Genomic DNA, 15,315 nt, shown 5'->3' with positions numbered 1-15,315 from the left:
TCCCGATGAGCGGACCGTACGGCGACTCGACACGTACCGTGAAAGCCACCGCAACTGAACGGATTCCGGGTCAGCCGGTGGCCCCGCCTCCGGTTCCGGTCTCGGCCTACCACCTGTCGGCCGATGAATCGCAGCCGTTGGACTCGTATGGCCGCAGCTCCAATCCGACGTGGCGCCAACTGGAATCCGCGCTCGCCGAACTCGAGGGTGCCACCTCCGTGCTGGCCTTCGGATCGGGCATGGCCGCCATCACGTCCGTGCTCCGCGTGCTCGCCAAGCCAGGGATGACGCTGGTCGTCCCCTCCGACGGGTACTACCAGGTGCGTCGGTACGCGGTGGACTACCTGGCCCCACTGGGCGTGCACGTCCGCGAGGTGTCGGCCGCCGAGATGTGCGCCGCAGCCGAGTCGGCGGACGTGGTGGTGGCGGAGACGCCGGTGAACCCGACCCTCGACGTCGTCGACCTGCACCGGCTGGCACTGACGTGCCGCAGCCGGGGCGCGACGCTCGTCGTCGACAACACCACGCCGACACCCCTTGGGCAGCAACCGCTTTCGCTTGGTGCCGACGTGGTGGTGGCCAGTGCGACCAAGGCGCTCTCCGGTCACAGCGACCTGATCGCCGGGTACGCCGCCAGCTGCCACGCCGAGCTGATGGCCGCCGTAGAACGCGAGCGGCTGCTGAGCGGCGCGATCCTCGGCCCGTTCGAGGCCTGGCTGACGCTGCGCAGCCTCGGCAGCGCCGGGTTGCGGTTCGAGCGCCAATGCCAGAACGCGTTGGCGATGGCGTTCACGCTGCGCGACCACCCGGCGGTCCGGTCGGTGCGCTATCCAGGGCTGCCCGACGACCCGGCACACGAGGTGGCCTGCGCGCAGATGAAGCGCTTCGGCGGTCTGGTCGCCTTCGAACTGGCCGACGCCGCGGCCGTACACCGTCTGGTCGAGCGCAGCGCGTTGGCCGTCGCCGCCACCAGTTTCGGCGGCATCCACACGTCGGTGGACCGAAGGGCGCGCTGGGGTGACCCCGTCGCCGCCGGGTTCGCGCGAATGTCGTTGGGCATCGAGGACACCGACGACCTGATCGCCGACATCACGGCCGCATTGGCTTGACGGTAGCCTCTCTAGGTTGTGACTGCCCGCTCGAACCCCCGCGTCCGCGTCGCCGTCGTCTACGGCGGACGAAGCTCCGAGCACGCCATCTCGTGTGTTTCCGCTGGCAGCATCCTGCGCAATCTCGATCCGGACCGCTTCGAGGTGGTCGCCGTCGGCATCACCCCGCAGGGGTCCTGGGTGTTGACCGACGGTGACCCCGAATCCCTGGCGATCACCGACGGCCGGCTCCCCGAGGTCGACGGTGCGGCGGGCACCGCGCTCGCGCTCGCGGCGGACCCCGGGCGTCGTGGCCAACTGCTCTCCCTCGGCAAGGGGCCGGGGGAGGTCCTCGCCGCGGTCGACGTCGTCTTCCCCGTGTTGCACGGGCCGTACGGCGAGGACGGCACCATTCAGGGCCTGCTCGAGCTCGCCGGGGTGCCCTACGTCGGTGCCGGCGTGCTCGCAAGCGCGGCGGGGATGGACAAGGAGTTCACCAAGAAACTGCTCGCCGCCGAGGGGCTGCCCATCGGTGACCAGGTGGTGCTGCGCGCCCGCGACGAGACGGTCGAATTCGAGGACCGCGAGCGACTCGGCCTGCCCGTGTTCGTCAAGCCCGCGCGGGGCGGATCGTCGATCGGGGTCAGCCGGGTCAGCGATTGGGACCAGCTGGCGTCCGCGATCGCCCATGCGCGCCAACATGATCCGAAGGTCATCGTGGAGGCCGCGGTGCCGGGGCGGGAACTGGAGTGCGGCGTGCTCGAGTTCCCCGACGGCCACGTCGAGGCCAGTACCGTCGGCGAGATCCGGGTGGCCGGCGTGCGCGGCCGCGAGGACGGCTTCTACGACTTCGCGACCAAGTACCTCGAAGATGCCGCCGAACTCGACGTCCCGGCCAAGGTCGACGACCAGATCGCCGACGAGATAAGGCAACTGGCGATCGAGGCCTTCCACGCCATCGACTGCCAGGGGTTGGCGCGCGTCGACTTCTTCCTCACCGACGACGGCCCGGTGATCAACGAGATCAACACGATGCCGGGTTTCACCACGATCTCGATGTATCCCAGGATGTGGGCGGCCAGCGGCGTGGACTACCCCACCTTGCTGGCGGCCATGGTCGACACCGCGCTCGCCAGGGGGACCGGCCTGCGCTAGCGGACCGGAGCCGGATTGGGCGCGGTCGCCGGCAAGGCCTGCGCCACTGCGCGCGAGATCAACTGGATCGGCGTCGGCCCCGACCCGCTGGGCAGCGTGAGGGCCACGTAGACCGGGCGGTCCACGGTGACCCAGGTGGTGCGGTCATCGCCCGGAATCCGGAACCATTGCACGTCGTCCACGCCCTGCAGCGGTGAGCTGGCGACGAAGTCGTCGGGCCGCTCGATGCCGCATCGCAGCACCACGAGGTCGCTGCCGGGTTCGGCCTGCCACGCCGCGGCGCCCGACGGTGCGGGCGCCACCATCGGTGCGCGGTGGTAGTCGTCGAGATCCTCGGGAAGGACGGCCATCAGGGCCCGGCAGGCGTCGCCGTCGGCCTGGGGTGCGGGGGCGGCGGCGATCGCGACGGGCTGCTGCGCCGGGGTCGCCGTTCTGAGCGCCGCGACCGCGAGGACGGCGACGATCGCGCCGACGGCGAGGAGGACCGCCGCGATCAATACCGCACGCGGTGGTCCGTCACGGTCGTCCTCGGGGCTGGAGTCGATCACCCCTGCACTCTAGGATTCGGCGATCGGACAGGTCAGGGTGCGGGTGATCCCGGTCACCTGCTGGACGCTGGGCACGATCACGGCGTGCAGCTCCGACGGGGTGGCTGCCTCGACGCGGACGACTACGTCGTAAGGACCGGTCACGTACTCGGCGGACGATACTCCGGGCAGGCCGGCCAGCTGCTTGGCGACGACTTCGGCGCGGCCCACTTCGGTCTGGATCAGCATGAATGCCTCGACCACCCGCGCTGTCCTCCGTTCCAGCTGCATAGACTCCTCGTCGCAGGGGCTTAACGTACCGCAGGTCGCGCCGGTGTTCAGGACACGCAACTTCGGGGGTGACATGACCGACGACGAGCGGGCCGAGACGCTTGCCGAGCTGGGTGAATTCACCGTCATCGACCGGCTCGTCGAGGGTCGCCCACAGCCGCCGACCGTGCTGGTGGGCCCCGGCGACGACGCGGCCGTGGTGGCAGCGCCCGACGGCAGGGTCGTCGTATCGACCGACATGCTGGTCGAGGGTCGGCACTTCCGCCTGGACTGGTCGACGCCGCACGACGTCGGCCGCAAGGCGATCGCGCAGAACGCCGCCGACATCGAGGCGATGGGCGCGGTGGCGACCGGGTTCGTGGTGGCGTTCGGCGCACCGGGCACGACGCCGGGCGCCGATGCGGTGCGCCTGTCCGACGGGATGTGGGACGAGGCGCGCCGCTTCGGCGCGAGCATCGTCGGAGGTGATCTGGTGGCCGCCCCGCAATGGGTGGTCTCGGTGACGGCGTTCGGCGACCTCGGAGGTAGAGCGCCCGTGCTGCTCGGCGGGGCGCAACCCGGTGACGTGGTTGCCGTCGTCGGCGAGGTGGGGCGCTCGGCCGCCGGTCATGCCCTTTGGCTCGAGAGCATCGACGGATTCGTCGATCTCCGGCGTCGGCACCTGGTGCCCTCGGTGCCCTATGGAGAGGGCCGCCGAGCCGCCGATGGCGGCGCCACGGCGATGACCGACGTCTCCGACGGGCTGCTGGCCGATCTCGGTCACCTCGCGGCCGCCTCCGGGGTGGCCATCGACCTGTCCCGGGTGGCGTTGACGGCCGACCACGCCGCCGTCGCCGCGGCGGCCACCGCGGCCGGGGCGGACCCGTGGGCCTGGGTGCTCGCCGGCGGTGAGGACCACGCGCTCGTCGCGACGTTCCCCGGTGCGCTCCCCGAGGGTTGGCGCCCGATCGGTCGCGTGCTCGGGGGCCCGCCGCGGGTGACGGTCGACGGCACCGCCTGGACCGGTGCCCCGGGCTGGCAGTCCTTCTGAGCATCGGCGCACGATAGGTTGTGCACCCGTGACTGCGCGCCCGCTCTCAGAACTCGTCGAGGACGGCTGGGCGCGTGCGCTCGCGCCGGTCACCGACCACGTCGCCCAGATGGGCGAATTCCTCCGCTCCGAGATCGCGGCGGGTCAGCGGTATCTGCCGGCCGGTGAGAACGTGCTGCGCGCCTTCACCTTTCCGTTCGACGAGGTGCGCGTGCTCATCGTCGGGCAGGATCCGTACCCGACACCGGGGCATGCCGTCGGGCTGAGCTTCTCCGTGGCGCCCGACGTACGTCCGCTACCGCGCAGCCTGGACAACATCTTCAAGGAGTACGCCACCGACCTGGGCCACCCCGCACCGAGCTGTGGTGACCTGACGCCCTGGGCCGAAGGCGGGGTGATGATGCTCAACAGGGTGCTGACCGTCCGGTCGGGCACCCCGGCGTCGCACCGAGGCAAGGGCTGGGAAGCGGTGACCGAATGCGCGATCCGCGCGTTGGTCGACAGGCCGCAGCCACTGGTGGCCGTGCTGTGGGGTCGGGACGCGCAGACGCTGACGCCGATGCTGACGGGTGCTCACTGCAAGACCATCGAGTCCGTGCATCCGTCACCGCTGTCGGCGACGCGGGGATTCTTCGGATCGCGGCCGTTCAGCCGGGCCAACGATCTACTCGAGCAGCTGGGTGCCGAACCGATCGACTGGCGGCTGCCCTAGCGGCGGCAGATCAGCCGCGCGCGACCTTGCCCGCCTTGATGCACGACGTGCACGCGTTGATGCGCTTCTTGTTGCCACCGGGACGCGTCACCGCGTGCACGGTCTGAATGTTCGGATCCCACCTGCGGTTGGTCCGACGATGGGAGTGCGACACCGACTTGCCGAAGCCGGGACCCTTCCCGCAGACATCGCAAACCGCAGCCATGTGAAACTCCTTGATCGGTACTGGGGGGCCAACGACCGCAAGCGCGGGTGACCCGACAACCCGACCAGAATACCGGCCGTCGGTGGTATCGCCAAAACGGCGTCCACCGGTGCGGAAACCCTCGTGGATGAAGCGGCGGTGTCGGGCAGAGTGGCTAGGCTGACCGGCACGTGGCTGCGTTGGGTCGGAGGAGAGGCGGTTGGGCATGTCCGCACGCCGGCTCGACGCCACCAGCCTTCAGGACTGGGCCCACACCTCCGTCACACACCTCATCGCCCACACCGACGAGATCAACCGTCTCAACGTGTTCCCGGTCGCCGATGCGGACACCGGGACCAACATGCTGTTCACGATGCGGGCCGCGGGCGCCAGGGCCGAGGGACTCCGCGACGCCGACGTCACCGGCGTGACCGCCGCGCTCGCCGAGGGGGCGCTACAGGGCGCGCGGGGCAACAGCGGGGTGATCCTCTCGCAGATCCTGCGCGGCCTGGCCGACGTCGCGGCCGAGGCGGCCGAGGAACGCAACGGCGTCCTCGCCGACATCGACGGGCCGCTGTTGGCCTCGGCGCTGCGGCACGCGGCGGTCTTGGCGGACGCCTCCGTCGGGCAGAGTGTGCCGGGCACCATCGTCTCGGTGCTCGTGGCCGCCGCGGGCGCCGCGGAGGATGCGGCCGTCGACCGGGCGGACGCCGCCGAGGTCGTGGCGGTGGCCGCGGAGGCTGCGGTGATCGCGCTGGAGAAGACCCCTCAGCAACTCGACGTGCTCGCCGACGCCGGCGTGGTCGATGCGGGTGGGCGCGGGCTGCTCGTCCTCCTCGACGCCCTGACCGCCACCCTCACCGGACACGTTCCGCACCGGGTGGCCTACGAGCCGTCCGGCGTGGTCGGCACCGCGGCCGCGGACGCCCCGGTCGTCGCCCCACCGCAATTCGAGGTGATGTATCTGCTCGACGAGTGTGACCACTCCGGTCTCGACGCGCTCCGGTCCCGGCTCGAGCAGCTCGGGGAGTCGGTGACGATCGCGGCGTCGGGTAGCAGTGGCCGCTACTCGGTACACGTCCACACCGATGATGCGGGCGGTGGCGTCGAGGCGGGCCTGGACGTCGGCACCCCCAGCCGCATCCAGATCACCGCGCTGACCGGCGGGGGTGGCCATCCTTCGGGCGGCTGGACCCGCGACCGTGCAGTGCTGGCGATCGTCGACGGCGACGGTGCGACGGCGCTGTTCGAGGGTGAGGGCGCCCACGTCCTGCGCCAGGACGCCGACGCCGCGATCAGTGCCAAGCAGCTGCTGCGCGCGCTCTTCGACGCCGAAGCCGCGCAGATCATGGTGCTGCCCAACGGTTTCGTGGCCGCCGAGGAGCTTGTCGCCGGGTGTACCGCGGCGATCGGTTGGGGTATCGACGTCGTGCCCGTACCCGCGGGCTCGATGGTTCAGGGTCTGGCCGCGCTGGCCGTGCACGACGCCGCACGTCAGGCCGTGGACGACGGTTACACCATGGCGCGGGCGGCCGCGGGCGCACGGTGCGGCTCGGTGCGGGTGGCCACCGAGGAGGCGCTGACGTGGGCGGGAACCTGCAGGCCCGGTGACGGTCTCGGCATCTCCGGTGACGAGGTGCTCATCGTGGGTGAGGACGTCGTGGCTGCCGGCGCCGGCCTGATCGACCTGCTGCTCAGCTCCGGCGGTGAGCTCGTCACGGTCCTGACGGGTGCCGGCGTCGAGCCGGCGGTCGGCGCTGCGCTTCAGGACCACGTGCACGAGCACCACCTCGGCGCCGAGTTGGTCACCTACCACACGGGTCACCGCGGCGACGCGCTGCTGATCGGGGTGGAGTAGCCATGACGGTCGCGCTCACCGACCGTCTGGACCGGGTCATCGGCGCCAAATCCGCGGGGCCGCTCGAGGAACACTTCGGGATCCGCACCGTCGACGACCTGTTACGGCACTACCCGCGCAGCTACAGCCAGGGCATGTCCGTGCTCGACGAGAATTGGGAGCCCCCCGAGGAGGGGGAGCACGTCACGTTCGTCGACGAGATTGCCAAGGCGGACGTCCGCTGGACCAACCGTCAGCCCAAGCGCGAGTTCCTGGTCATCACGCTGGCCAATCGCAAGCCCAAGGTCACGGCCACGTTCTTCAACGCGAAGTTCAGCAAGAAGATCCTGACCGAGGGCACCCGCCTGATGCTGTCCGGGGAGGTCGGCTTCTTCAAGGGGACCATGCAGTTGACGCATCCGGCGTTCCTCGTCCTCGAGGGGTCCGGTCAGGGCAAGGGCAGCCGGTCGCTGGCGAAGATCGCCGAGACGTCACGCAAGGCTGACGGCGAAGTGCTGCTGTCGGCGTTCGAGCGGGACTACTTCCCGATCTACCCGGCGTCGGCCAAGGTCCAGAGTTGGGACATCTACGCGTGCGTCCGCCAGGTGCTCGACGTCCTGGATCCGGTCGCCGATCCGCTTCCCGAATCGGTGCTGGCGCAATGGGATCTGGCGTCGGAAGACGAGGCGCTGCGGGCGATCCACCTCGCAGAGCGGCCAGCGGACCGGGACCGGGCCAGGGAGCGACTGGCCTTCGACGAAGCCGTCGGCCTGCAATGGGCACTCGTGGAACGCAGACACGGTGAACTCAGCGCGACCGGCCCGTCCGCGCCGCCACGACCGGACGGATTGGCCGCCGCGCTGGGGCGCCAATTGCCCTTCGAGTTGACGGCGGGTCAGCACGACGTCCTGGACGTGCTGAGCACCGAACTCGCCGACACCAAGCCGATGCACCGGATGCTGCAGGGTGAGGTGGGCTCGGGAAAGACGATCGTGTCGCTGCTGGCCATGGCGCAGATGGTGGACGCCGGCTATCAGTGCGCGCTACTCGCACCGACGGAAGTCCTTGCGGCTCAACATGACCGGTCCATCCGCGACGTACTCGGCCCGCTTGCCATGGCGGGTCAGCTCGGCGGACCCGACGGGGCGACCCGGGTGGCGTTGCTCACCGGCTCGATGACCGCGCAGCAGAAGCGTCAGGTCCGCGACGAGGTGGCCGGCGGTGAGGCCGGCATCGTCGTCGGCACGCATGCCCTGCTGCAGGACGCGGTCGAGTTCCGCAATCTCGGCATGGTCGTCGTGGACGAGCAGCACCGCTTCGGGGTCGAACAACGAGATCGATTGCGCGCCAAGGCCGTCGACGGCATCACCCCCCACCTGCTGGTGATGACCGCCACCCCGATCCCGCGGACCGTGGCCCTCACCGTCTACGGCGACCTCGAGACCTCGGTGCTGCGCGAGCTGCCCCGCGGCAGACGCCCGATCACCACCAACACGATCTTCATGGGGCAGAAGCCGGCCTGGCTGCAACGGGCCTGGCAGCGCATCATCGAAGAGGTGGACGCGGGTCGGCAGGCCTACGTCGTCGCCTCCCGCATCGACGAGGATGACACGGGCGCAAGGGCTTCGGGGAAGAAGAAGTCCGGCGCCGAGGAGTCGGGCCCGCCCGCTACGTCGGTCGTCGAGCTGTTCGAACGGCTCGGCCAGGGCCCGCTGCGGGGGCTGCGGCTCGGGCTCATGCACGGCAGGCTCTCCGGGGACGAGAAGGACGCGGTCATGACGTCGTTCCGCGCCGGTGAGGTCGACGTGCTGGTGTGCACGACGGTCATCGAGGTCGGCGTCGACGTGCCCAACGCGACGGTGATGCTGGTGATGGACGCCGACCGGTTCGGCATCAGCCAGCTGCACCAGCTGCGCGGGCGCATCGGGCGCGGTGAGCATCCCAGCCTCTGCCTGCTGGCCACCAATCTGCCCGAGGACTCGAAGGCGGGCGCCCGGCTGAAGGCGGTGGCGTCCACCCAGGACGGGTTCGTGCTCGCCGACCTCGACCTGGAGGAGCGCCGCGAGGGTGACGTGCTCGGCCTCAGCCAGTCGGGCCGCCCCATCACGTTGAAACTGCTGTCCCTGGCCCAGCACCGCGAGATCATCGAGGCCGCGCGTGCCTTCGCCGAGAACGTCTACGCCGCAGACCCCCGACTGCTGGATCATCGCGGAATGGCCGCGCTGGCAGCTCCATTCGTCGAGACCGAGCGCGTCGAGTACCTGGACAAGGCGTGAAGCGGTCCGGCTGGGCCGTCGTGGCAGCGGTGCTCGCCATCGTGGTCGCCGTTCAGGTCACCGCGGCCAGCGACCGTGCCAGCCGGTTCGTCGCCGACGCCGACGTGCCCACCGTGGCGCCCGGGGTGGACATCCTCGCCGGCATCGCCCTCATCCCGGCGCGGGTGCACGGGCACGACTATCGCCGAGCGGCCTTCGGCGAGGCGTGGACCGACGACACCACCGCACCCGGCGGGCACAACGGCTGCGACACCCGCAACGACATCCTCGACCGGGACCTGGTCGACAAGACGTTCACCGCGATCACGCGCTGCCCCACGGCGGTCGCCACCGGTACGTTGCATGACCCGTACACCAGCGACACCGTCACGTTCACCAGGGGCAATCAGATCGGCGCCGCGGTACAGATCGATCACCTGGTGCCGCTGGCCCTGGCGTGGGATCTCGGCGCCAGGAATTGGACCGACGCGATGCGCATCCGGTTCGCCAACGATCCCGCGAATCTCCTTGCGGTGCAAGGTCAGGCGAACCAGGACAAGGGTGATGCCGAGCCGGCCGACTGGATGCCGCCCAACCATGCGTTCTGGTGCCAGTACGCCGTGCAGTTCGCTGCCGTGCTGCGGGGTTACGCGCTGCCGATCGACGACCGGTCCGCGGTGGTGCTGCGCGACGCCGCGTCGACCTGCCCTCTCGCCTAGGCCGCGGCGAGCACGCGCTCCGCGAGGCTGCGAACCAGCGCCGTGACCCGGTTGGGTGGCGCCTCACCGGCCAGCAGGTGGGGGCGTACTGCTGCCAACGGCAGATCGAGCATCGCGAAGGCGATCTGGTCTCGCGGGAGGCCGGTCTGCTTGGCCACGGCTCGAACGGCAGCGGCGATTCTCGATTGAGTGGCAAGGTCCGTGGCGGCCGCGTCCGCTCGGGCGGATTCCGGCCATTCGGTTGGGTTGAACGCTCGGATACCCGCTTGGAGAACGATCGCCTCGGGAACATGGCCGCGGCACCAGTCCACCACCCAGGCGGCGGCGCCTACGATTCCGGTGCGCGTGGGGGGATCGCCGAGAACGGCGAAGTATTCGTGCTCGAACTCGCGTGTGGTTCGCAGCCACAATGCAGCGAGCAGCGATGCCCGGTCGGGAAAACGATGATAGATCGAGCCGTTCGAGGCGCCGGCCTCCCTAGCCACCGAACTCATGGTGAGGGCCCGATCTCCACCGCCGGCGAAGAGCGCCGCGGCTGCGTGCAGAAAGTCGAGATCGGAATGGACCGGGGGTCTACCCATGAACTAGAGACTATGCTCTACTACTTCTAGAGTGAAGTCTCTAGAACGGGAGTGTTGCAGTGAATCTCCATGTACCTCTGCGCGTGCCACCCTCGTGTGCGGCGGTTGGCCGGCTTCTGCGGCCGGTCCGGGGCGATGCGTCCGAAGAACTGACCGCCGATCGACGGGGCCTTCGGTGAGCACCCGGGAACCGAGCACCGCAACCGTCATCGCCGAGCGGCTCTACACGGCATTCTCCGCCGGCGATGGTGTTGCGCTCGCACATCTCCTGCACCCGACATTCGTTGGAAGAGTCAGCGCCGGAATGCCTTTCGGAGTGGGCGGCGATGTCGAGGGTCCGTTGACGATGCTGAACGAAGTCTGGGCGGCGACGTTCACCCATTACGACGCCGCGCCTCAACCCGATGAGTTCCTCGCCGTTGGTGACGAACGTGTCGTCGTCTTCGGCTACTACCGGGGCCGCAGTCGTACCGCGGGACGGCCGTACGAGGCAGCGTTCGCGCACGACATCACCATCCAGGACGGCAGGATCGCGTCGCTCATCCAGATCACCGACACGAAGTGCTGGCACGACGCGCTGGGGTAGGCGCCGCGACGGCGACCTGCCCTCTCGCCTAGGTACCCGTGTAGGTCGCGGGGTCGGGCCGGAAGCGGGTGCCGTCGTCGAGACCGTTGAGCGCGTCCATGTGCTCGGCGGCCAGCTCGAACTCGAACACGTCCGCGTTCTCCGCGATGCGCGCCGGCGTGGCCGAGCGGGGGATCACCACGTTGCCGAGCTGAAGGCTCCACCGGATCAACACCTGGGCGGGCGACTTGGAGTACTCCGCGGCGATCGACGTGACGGTCGGGTTGTCGAGCAGGCGGCCAACGCCCAACGGGCCGTAGGCCTCGGTGACGATGTCGTGTTCGGCGTTGACGGCGCGTAGCTCGGATTGGTTGAGCAGCGGATGAAGCTCGATCTGATTGACGGCGGGCGCGACGTAGGACAACTCGATGATGTTGGACAGATCCTCTGCCGAGAAGTTGCAGACGCCGATCGACTTGACCAGGCCGTCCTCCCGCAGCTTCAGCAGGCCGCCCCAGCTGTGCATGTAGGCGCCGGCATCGGCGCCAGGCCAATGGATGAGGTAGGCGTCGATGTAGTCCGTGCCCAGCCGCTCGAGGCTGGCCCGGCACGCGTCCACGGCGGCTCGGAAGCCCTGGTCACCGGCGGCCAGCTTGGTGGTGAGGAAGATCTCGGCGCGGGGGATGCCCGACGCGGCCACGGCCCGCCCCACCGCCTCTTCGTTGCCGTACGCGGAGGCCGTGTCGATCAGGCGGACACCGATCTCGAGTGCGGTCGACACGGCGCGTTCGGTCTCGGCGTCCGACAGCTCGCCGACGCCGATCCCGAGAGCGGGGATGCCGTTCTCGTCGTTGAGAGCCACTTGTGGGATAGCTGCCGCCGAGGTCATGTCACCTATCCTGTGAAGTTGAAGGTTCGCGGATCGGGACCCAGCCGCGTTCCGTCCTCGAGTTCGGCGATGGACGTCATGTCCTGCTCGCTGAGCTCGAAATCGAACACGTCGAAGTTGCTCGCAATCCTGTCGGGGTTCACCGATTTCGGGATGACGATATTACCGAGCTGGACGTGCCACCTAATCAGCACCTGCGCTGGCGTTTTGCCGTGCGCCTCGGCAACGGCGGTGACGGTCGCATTTTCCAGCAGCGAGCCCTGTCCCAACGGGCTCCACGCCTCGGTGGCGATTCCCAGGCTGTCATGTAGTTTCCGCAGCTCAGACTGTGGAAGCAGAGGATGCAGCTCGATCTGATTCACCGCCGGCACGATGCCCACGGCATCGATGAGGGTGTGCAGGTGCTCAGGTTCGAAGTTGCTGACGCCGATCGAGCGAACACGGCCCTGATCGCGCAGGTGCGCGAATGCCTTGAAGGTGTCGACGAAGGCGTTCACCTCCGGCATCGGCCAGTGAATGAGATAGAGATCCAGGTAGTCGACGCCCAACTTGCCCATACTCACGTCGAAGGCCCGCAGCGTCGTGTCGTACCCCTGCTCGGAATTCCACAGCTTCGTCACGACGAACACGTCGTCGCGGGCGATACCCGAGGACGCGGCCGCCGCCAGGGCCAGCCCCACCTCGGCCTCGTTGCCGTAGGCCGCCGCCGTGTCGACGTGCCGATAACCTGCGTTCAGTGCGGCACCGACCGCCCGCTCGGTGTCGCCCGCGGGGGTCTGCCAAACGCCCAGCCCGATGGCTGGTATCGAATTACCGTCGTTCAGCGTGATCGAGGGAACCGAAGGGTTCGAAGGAGAAGCCATGACGAGGAGTCTGCCAGTGGACGTTCCGGCAAGAGGATCGAGCGCCGTGGCGCACGGCGACGCGGGCGAACCCGGCCGCGCCCGGCTGGCGGTGCTCAACGCCTCCAGCGGCGTGATGCTGCGCCTGCTTCCGCACCTTCCCAACGCCGCCAAGCGGCTGCTGGTCGGTCGTCGTTCCGTGACGATCGATGGCAATACCCTCGATACGACGCTGCAGTTCATGCTCGCCGCGCAACGGTCGGCGGGGATCAACGGGTTGGTGGCCAGCAGTGACGTCACCGTCGCGAGGACGCAATTGCGGAAGCTGGCCTCGATGATCGACGCCGGTATCGCCGTCGGTGTGCGGGACCTGTCGATACCCGGTGCTGCCGGTGCGATACCTGTCCGGCACTACACCCCGGTCAACGCGTCGGGCTCAGAACCTCTCCTGGTGTTCTTCCATGGCGGCGGCTTCGTCGTCGGCGACCTCGACACCCATGACGATCTGTGCCGGTTGATCTGTCGCGACGCCGGGGTGCACGTCCTCGCCGTCGACTACCGGCTGGCACCGGAGCACCCGGCACCCGCCGCGATCGAGGACTGCTACGCCGCCTACCGCTGGGCCCGGGAGCACGCGGTCGAGCTCGGCGCCGACCCTGCGCGGGTGGCCGTGGGCGGTGACAGCGCCGGAGGCAACCTGTCGGCGGTGGTCTGCCAGCTGGCCCGTGACGAGGGGGTCGCGCTGCCGACCTTGCAGATGCTGCTCTACCCGGCCACCGATTTCGCGAACGACACCAGGTCCAAGACGCTGTTCGCCGACGGCTTCTTCCTCACCAAAAAGGACATGGACTGGTTCCGCGACAACTACCTGGCGGGTTCCACGCTCGAACGCAACGACCCGCGGGTGTCACCCCTGCTAGCCAAGGACCTGTCCGGGTTGCCGCCGGCGATGGTGCTCACCGGCGGCTTCGACCCGCTGCGGGACGAGGGCAACCAGTACGCCGACGCGCTCGCCGCCGCGGGTGTCACCGTCGATCACCGGCAGTTCGGCTCGCTGGTGCACGCCTTCGCCAATTTCTTCCCCCTCGGCGGCGCCAGCGCGACCGCCACCGCGGAGATCGTCTCGGCGCTGCGGGCGCACCTGAGCCGGGCCTGACGGCTACGCGGGACGCCGCCGGTACCCTAGTGCCGTGGCCACGAAACCCAAGAAGAACGCCAGCTACGACCTGAAGGCTGCCGACCGCAGGCGCAACGTGATGATCCAGGTCGGGCTGACCGCGGTCGTGGTCATCTTCGCGGTGGTCCTGGTGTTCTACATCGTCACCTCCGGCAGCACGAAGCCCGCGAATGGCGAGGCGAAGGCCATCCGGGTGGCGACCAGCAGCGTCGTCACCAAGGAGGGCACCACGGAGCCGAAGGCCGTGCTGTCGCTCTACGAGGACTTCCTCTGCCCGGTCTGCGGCAGGTTCGAGCAGCAGTTCGGCCCCACCATCAGCAAGCTGATCGACAGCGGCGTGGTGGCCACCGACTTCTACCTCGTCGCGATCCTCGACCGTCCGGCGAACCAGAACTACTCGTCGCGGGCCGCTGCGGCGGCATACTGCGTGGCCGACGAGGACACCACCCCCGACAAGCAGGTCTTCCGGCGGTTCCACGCCGCCCTGTACGCACAGCAGCCGAGTGAGACCGGCACGACGTTCCCCACCAACCAGCAGCTGATCGAGACGGCGCGTCAGGCCGGAGCCGCCGGCAAGGTGCCCGAGTGCATCACCAACGGCCGCTACCTCGACATGACCAAGGGCCTGGCGAGCGCCACGGACGTGACCGGCACCCCGACCGTCCGGATCAACGGCGAGGACTACCAGTTCTCCACCCCCGACGCCCTGGTGGCCAAGATCAAGGAGCTCGTCGGCGACGTGCCCGGTCTGGACACCGCACCCGCCGCGCCGGCACCCACACCCACACCCACACCCGCGGCACCGGCCCCGACTGCGCCATGAGCGTCGCCGCCGCCAACGAGACCGCGCCTGCCGCGCCGACGGGGGACGTTCCCTCGGGACGGGTTCCCACTGCCAGCGCCGTGTGGGTGCTGTTGGGCGGTGTGATCGGTCTCGTCGCGGCGGCCACGCTGACGATCGAGAAGATCAAGCTTCTGCAGAACCCCGCCTACGTTCCGTCCTGCAGCATCAACCCGGTGCTGTCGTGCGGCTCGGTGATGGTCACCCCGCAGGCGTCGGCCTTCGGCTTCCCCAACCCCCTGATCGGCATTGCGGCGTTCTCCGTCGTCGTGGTGATCGGCGTGCTAGCCGTGGCGAAAGTCGCTCTCCCGCAATGGGTGTGGGCCGGTCTCGCGGCCGGATCGTTACTCGGTGCCGTCTTCGTCCACTGGCTGATCTATCAGAGCCTGTACGTGATCGGGGCCCTGTGCCCGTACTGCATGGTGGTGTGGGCGGTGACCGTACCGCTTCTGGTCGTCGCGTCCTCGATTGCCCTTCGGCCCTTGGCGGGCAACACTTTTGCGCGCGTCCTCTACCAGTGGCGCTGGTCTCTCGTGGTGCTCTGGTTCACCGCGGTGCTCCTGCTGATCCTGGTGCGCTTCTGGAATTACTGGTCGACGCTGATCTAGGTCGGACCGGCCGG

General features: G+C 69.2%; 17 protein-coding genes. 11 read left to right on the top strand and 6 right to left on the bottom strand.

Annotated features, from left to right (window positions below):
- The first annotated feature begins 5 nt into the window (after positions 1-5).
- Together QUE68_RS18770 and QUE68_RS18765 are read left to right on the top strand one after the other, a co-directional pair.
- Entirely contained in the window at positions 6-1,109 is a 1,104-nt protein-coding gene (locus QUE68_RS18770) for a cystathionine gamma-lyase (RefSeq protein WP_286274245.1), read from the top strand.
- An 18-nt stretch (positions 1,110-1,127) separates the two neighbouring features.
- Positions 1,128-2,243, top strand: a complete 1,116-nt coding sequence (locus QUE68_RS18765; RefSeq protein ID WP_286274244.1) for a D-alanine--D-alanine ligase family protein — start codon at positions 1,128-1,130, stop codon at positions 2,241-2,243.
- Here the strand turns inward: QUE68_RS18765 and QUE68_RS18760 are convergent.
- Positions 2,240-2,791, bottom strand: coding sequence for a DUF3515 domain-containing protein (locus tag QUE68_RS18760; RefSeq protein WP_286274243.1), 552 nt, complete (start codon positions 2,789-2,791; stop codon positions 2,240-2,242). The two genes, QUE68_RS18765 and QUE68_RS18760, sit on opposite strands and share 4 nt — an antisense overlap.
- A 9-nt stretch (positions 2,792-2,800) precedes the next feature.
- The gene (locus QUE68_RS18755; RefSeq protein ID WP_286274242.1) at positions 2,801-3,034 is read right to left on the bottom strand and encodes an Lrp/AsnC family transcriptional regulator; all 234 of its coding nucleotides are present in this window, start codon (positions 3,032-3,034) and stop codon (positions 2,801-2,803) included.
- A gap of 100 nt (positions 3,035-3,134) precedes the next feature.
- Between QUE68_RS18755 and QUE68_RS18750 the strand changes: the two genes are divergently transcribed.
- Together QUE68_RS18750 and QUE68_RS18745 are read left to right on the top strand one after the other, a co-directional pair.
- Positions 3,135-4,091, top strand: a complete 957-nt coding sequence (locus QUE68_RS18750; protein WP_286275870.1) for a thiamine-phosphate kinase — start codon at positions 3,135-3,137, stop codon at positions 4,089-4,091.
- Positions 4,092-4,119: 28 nt separating this feature from the next.
- Positions 4,120-4,803, top strand: a complete 684-nt coding sequence (locus tag QUE68_RS18745; protein WP_286274241.1) for a uracil-DNA glycosylase — start codon at positions 4,120-4,122, stop codon at positions 4,801-4,803.
- A gap of 10 nt (positions 4,804-4,813) precedes the next feature.
- Here the strand turns inward: QUE68_RS18745 and rpmB are convergent, their stop codons facing one another.
- Positions 4,814-5,008, bottom strand: a complete 195-nt coding sequence (gene rpmB / locus QUE68_RS18740) for a 50S ribosomal protein L28 (RefSeq protein ID WP_284227688.1) — start codon at positions 5,006-5,008, stop codon at positions 4,814-4,816.
- A gap of 205 nt (positions 5,009-5,213) precedes the next feature.
- On the opposite strand from rpmB, the gene QUE68_RS18735 reads away from it, so the two are divergent.
- From QUE68_RS18735 to QUE68_RS18725, 3 genes are read left to right on the top strand one after another with little or no spacing between them, the layout of a single operon-like run.
- Positions 5,214-6,845: a DAK2 domain-containing protein gene (locus QUE68_RS18735; protein ID WP_286274240.1), complete on the top strand. Its 1,632-nt coding sequence runs from the start codon at positions 5,214-5,216 to the stop codon at positions 6,843-6,845.
- Positions 6,846-6,847: 2 nt separating this feature from the next.
- Positions 6,848-9,100, top strand: a complete 2,253-nt coding sequence (recG, locus tag QUE68_RS18730) for an ATP-dependent DNA helicase RecG (protein WP_286274239.1) — start codon at positions 6,848-6,850, stop codon at positions 9,098-9,100.
- The gene (locus QUE68_RS18725; protein ID WP_286274238.1) at positions 9,097-9,798 is read left to right on the top strand and encodes an HNH endonuclease family protein; all 702 of its coding nucleotides are present in this window, start codon (positions 9,097-9,099) and stop codon (positions 9,796-9,798) included. The genes recG and QUE68_RS18725 overlap by 4 nt, the downstream gene beginning before the upstream one ends.
- Here QUE68_RS18725 and QUE68_RS18720 read toward each other — a convergent pair.
- Positions 9,795-10,379, bottom strand: coding sequence for a TetR/AcrR family transcriptional regulator (locus QUE68_RS18720; RefSeq protein WP_286274237.1), 585 nt, complete (start codon positions 10,377-10,379; stop codon positions 9,795-9,797). The genes QUE68_RS18725 and QUE68_RS18720 overlap by 4 nt on opposite strands.
- 175 nt (positions 10,380-10,554) lie before the next feature.
- Between QUE68_RS18720 and QUE68_RS18715 the strand changes: the two genes are divergently transcribed.
- Positions 10,555-10,965 (top strand): nuclear transport factor 2 family protein, encoded by a 411-nt coding sequence (locus tag QUE68_RS18715; RefSeq protein WP_286274236.1) that lies wholly within the window; start codon positions 10,555-10,557, stop codon positions 10,963-10,965.
- 28 nt (positions 10,966-10,993) lie between these two features.
- Here QUE68_RS18715 and QUE68_RS18710 read toward each other — a convergent pair whose 3' ends face one another.
- Together QUE68_RS18710 and QUE68_RS18705 are read right to left on the bottom strand one after the other, a co-directional pair.
- Positions 10,994-11,833, bottom strand: coding sequence for an aldo/keto reductase (locus QUE68_RS18710; RefSeq protein ID WP_286274235.1), 840 nt, complete (start codon positions 11,831-11,833; stop codon positions 10,994-10,996).
- A 5-nt stretch (positions 11,834-11,838) separates the two neighbouring features.
- Entirely contained in the window at positions 11,839-12,696 is an 858-nt protein-coding gene (locus QUE68_RS18705) for an aldo/keto reductase (RefSeq protein ID WP_286275868.1), read from the bottom strand.
- Here QUE68_RS18705 and QUE68_RS18700 point away from each other — a divergent pair.
- The 3 genes from QUE68_RS18700 to QUE68_RS18690 are packed head-to-tail and all read left to right on the top strand — an operon-like array spanning position 12,695 to position 15,301.
- Positions 12,695-13,831, top strand: coding sequence for an alpha/beta hydrolase (locus tag QUE68_RS18700; protein ID WP_455012254.1), 1,137 nt, complete (start codon positions 12,695-12,697; stop codon positions 13,829-13,831). The two genes, QUE68_RS18705 and QUE68_RS18700, sit on opposite strands and share 2 nt — an antisense overlap.
- A 34-nt stretch (positions 13,832-13,865) precedes the next feature.
- Entirely contained in the window at positions 13,866-14,675 is an 810-nt protein-coding gene (locus QUE68_RS18695) for a DsbA family protein (protein ID WP_286274234.1), read from the top strand.
- Entirely contained in the window at positions 14,672-15,301 is a 630-nt protein-coding gene (locus QUE68_RS18690; RefSeq protein ID WP_284235680.1) for a vitamin K epoxide reductase family protein, read from the top strand. The genes QUE68_RS18695 and QUE68_RS18690 overlap by 4 nt, the downstream gene beginning before the upstream one ends.
- Positions 15,302-15,315 lie beyond the last annotated feature (14 nt).

Origin of the sequence: Mycolicibacterium sp. TUM20985, from assembly GCF_030295745.1 — a bacterium.
Taxonomy (GTDB): Bacteria; Actinomycetota; Actinomycetes; order Mycobacteriales; family Mycobacteriaceae; genus Mycobacterium.
This window is presented reverse-complemented; position numbering and strand designations above follow the sequence as displayed.

Excerpts from the sequence above, each read along its gene's own strand:
- QUE68_RS18770 (WP_286274245.1), top strand. The coding sequence starts at position 6 with ATGAGCGGACCGTACGGCGACTCGACACGTACCGTGAAAGCCACCGCA.
- QUE68_RS18750 (WP_286275870.1), top strand. The coding sequence starts at position 3,135 with ATGACCGACGACGAGCGGGCCGAGACGCTTGCCGAGCTGGGTGAATTC.
- rpmB (WP_284227688.1), bottom strand. The coding sequence starts at position 5,008 with ATGGCTGCGGTTTGCGATGTCTGCGGGAAGGGTCCCGGCTTCGGCAAG.
- QUE68_RS18735 (WP_286274240.1), top strand. The coding sequence starts at position 5,214 with ATGTCCGCACGCCGGCTCGACGCCACCAGCCTTCAGGACTGGGCCCAC.
- recG (WP_286274239.1), top strand. The coding sequence starts at position 6,848 with ATGACGGTCGCGCTCACCGACCGTCTGGACCGGGTCATCGGCGCCAAA.
- QUE68_RS18720 (WP_286274237.1), bottom strand. The coding sequence starts at position 10,379 with ATGGGTAGACCCCCGGTCCATTCCGATCTCGACTTTCTGCACGCAGCC.
- QUE68_RS18710 (WP_286274235.1), bottom strand. The coding sequence starts at position 11,833 with ATGACCTCGGCGGCAGCTATCCCACAAGTGGCTCTCAACGACGAGAAC.
- QUE68_RS18700 (WP_455012254.1), top strand. The coding sequence starts at position 12,695 with ATGACGAGGAGTCTGCCAGTGGACGTTCCGGCAAGAGGATCGAGCGCC.
- QUE68_RS18705 (WP_286275868.1), bottom strand. The coding sequence starts at position 12,696 with ATGGCTTCTCCTTCGAACCCTTCGGTTCCCTCGATCACGCTGAACGAC.
- QUE68_RS18690 (WP_284235680.1), top strand. The coding sequence starts at position 14,672 with ATGAGCGTCGCCGCCGCCAACGAGACCGCGCCTGCCGCGCCGACGGGG.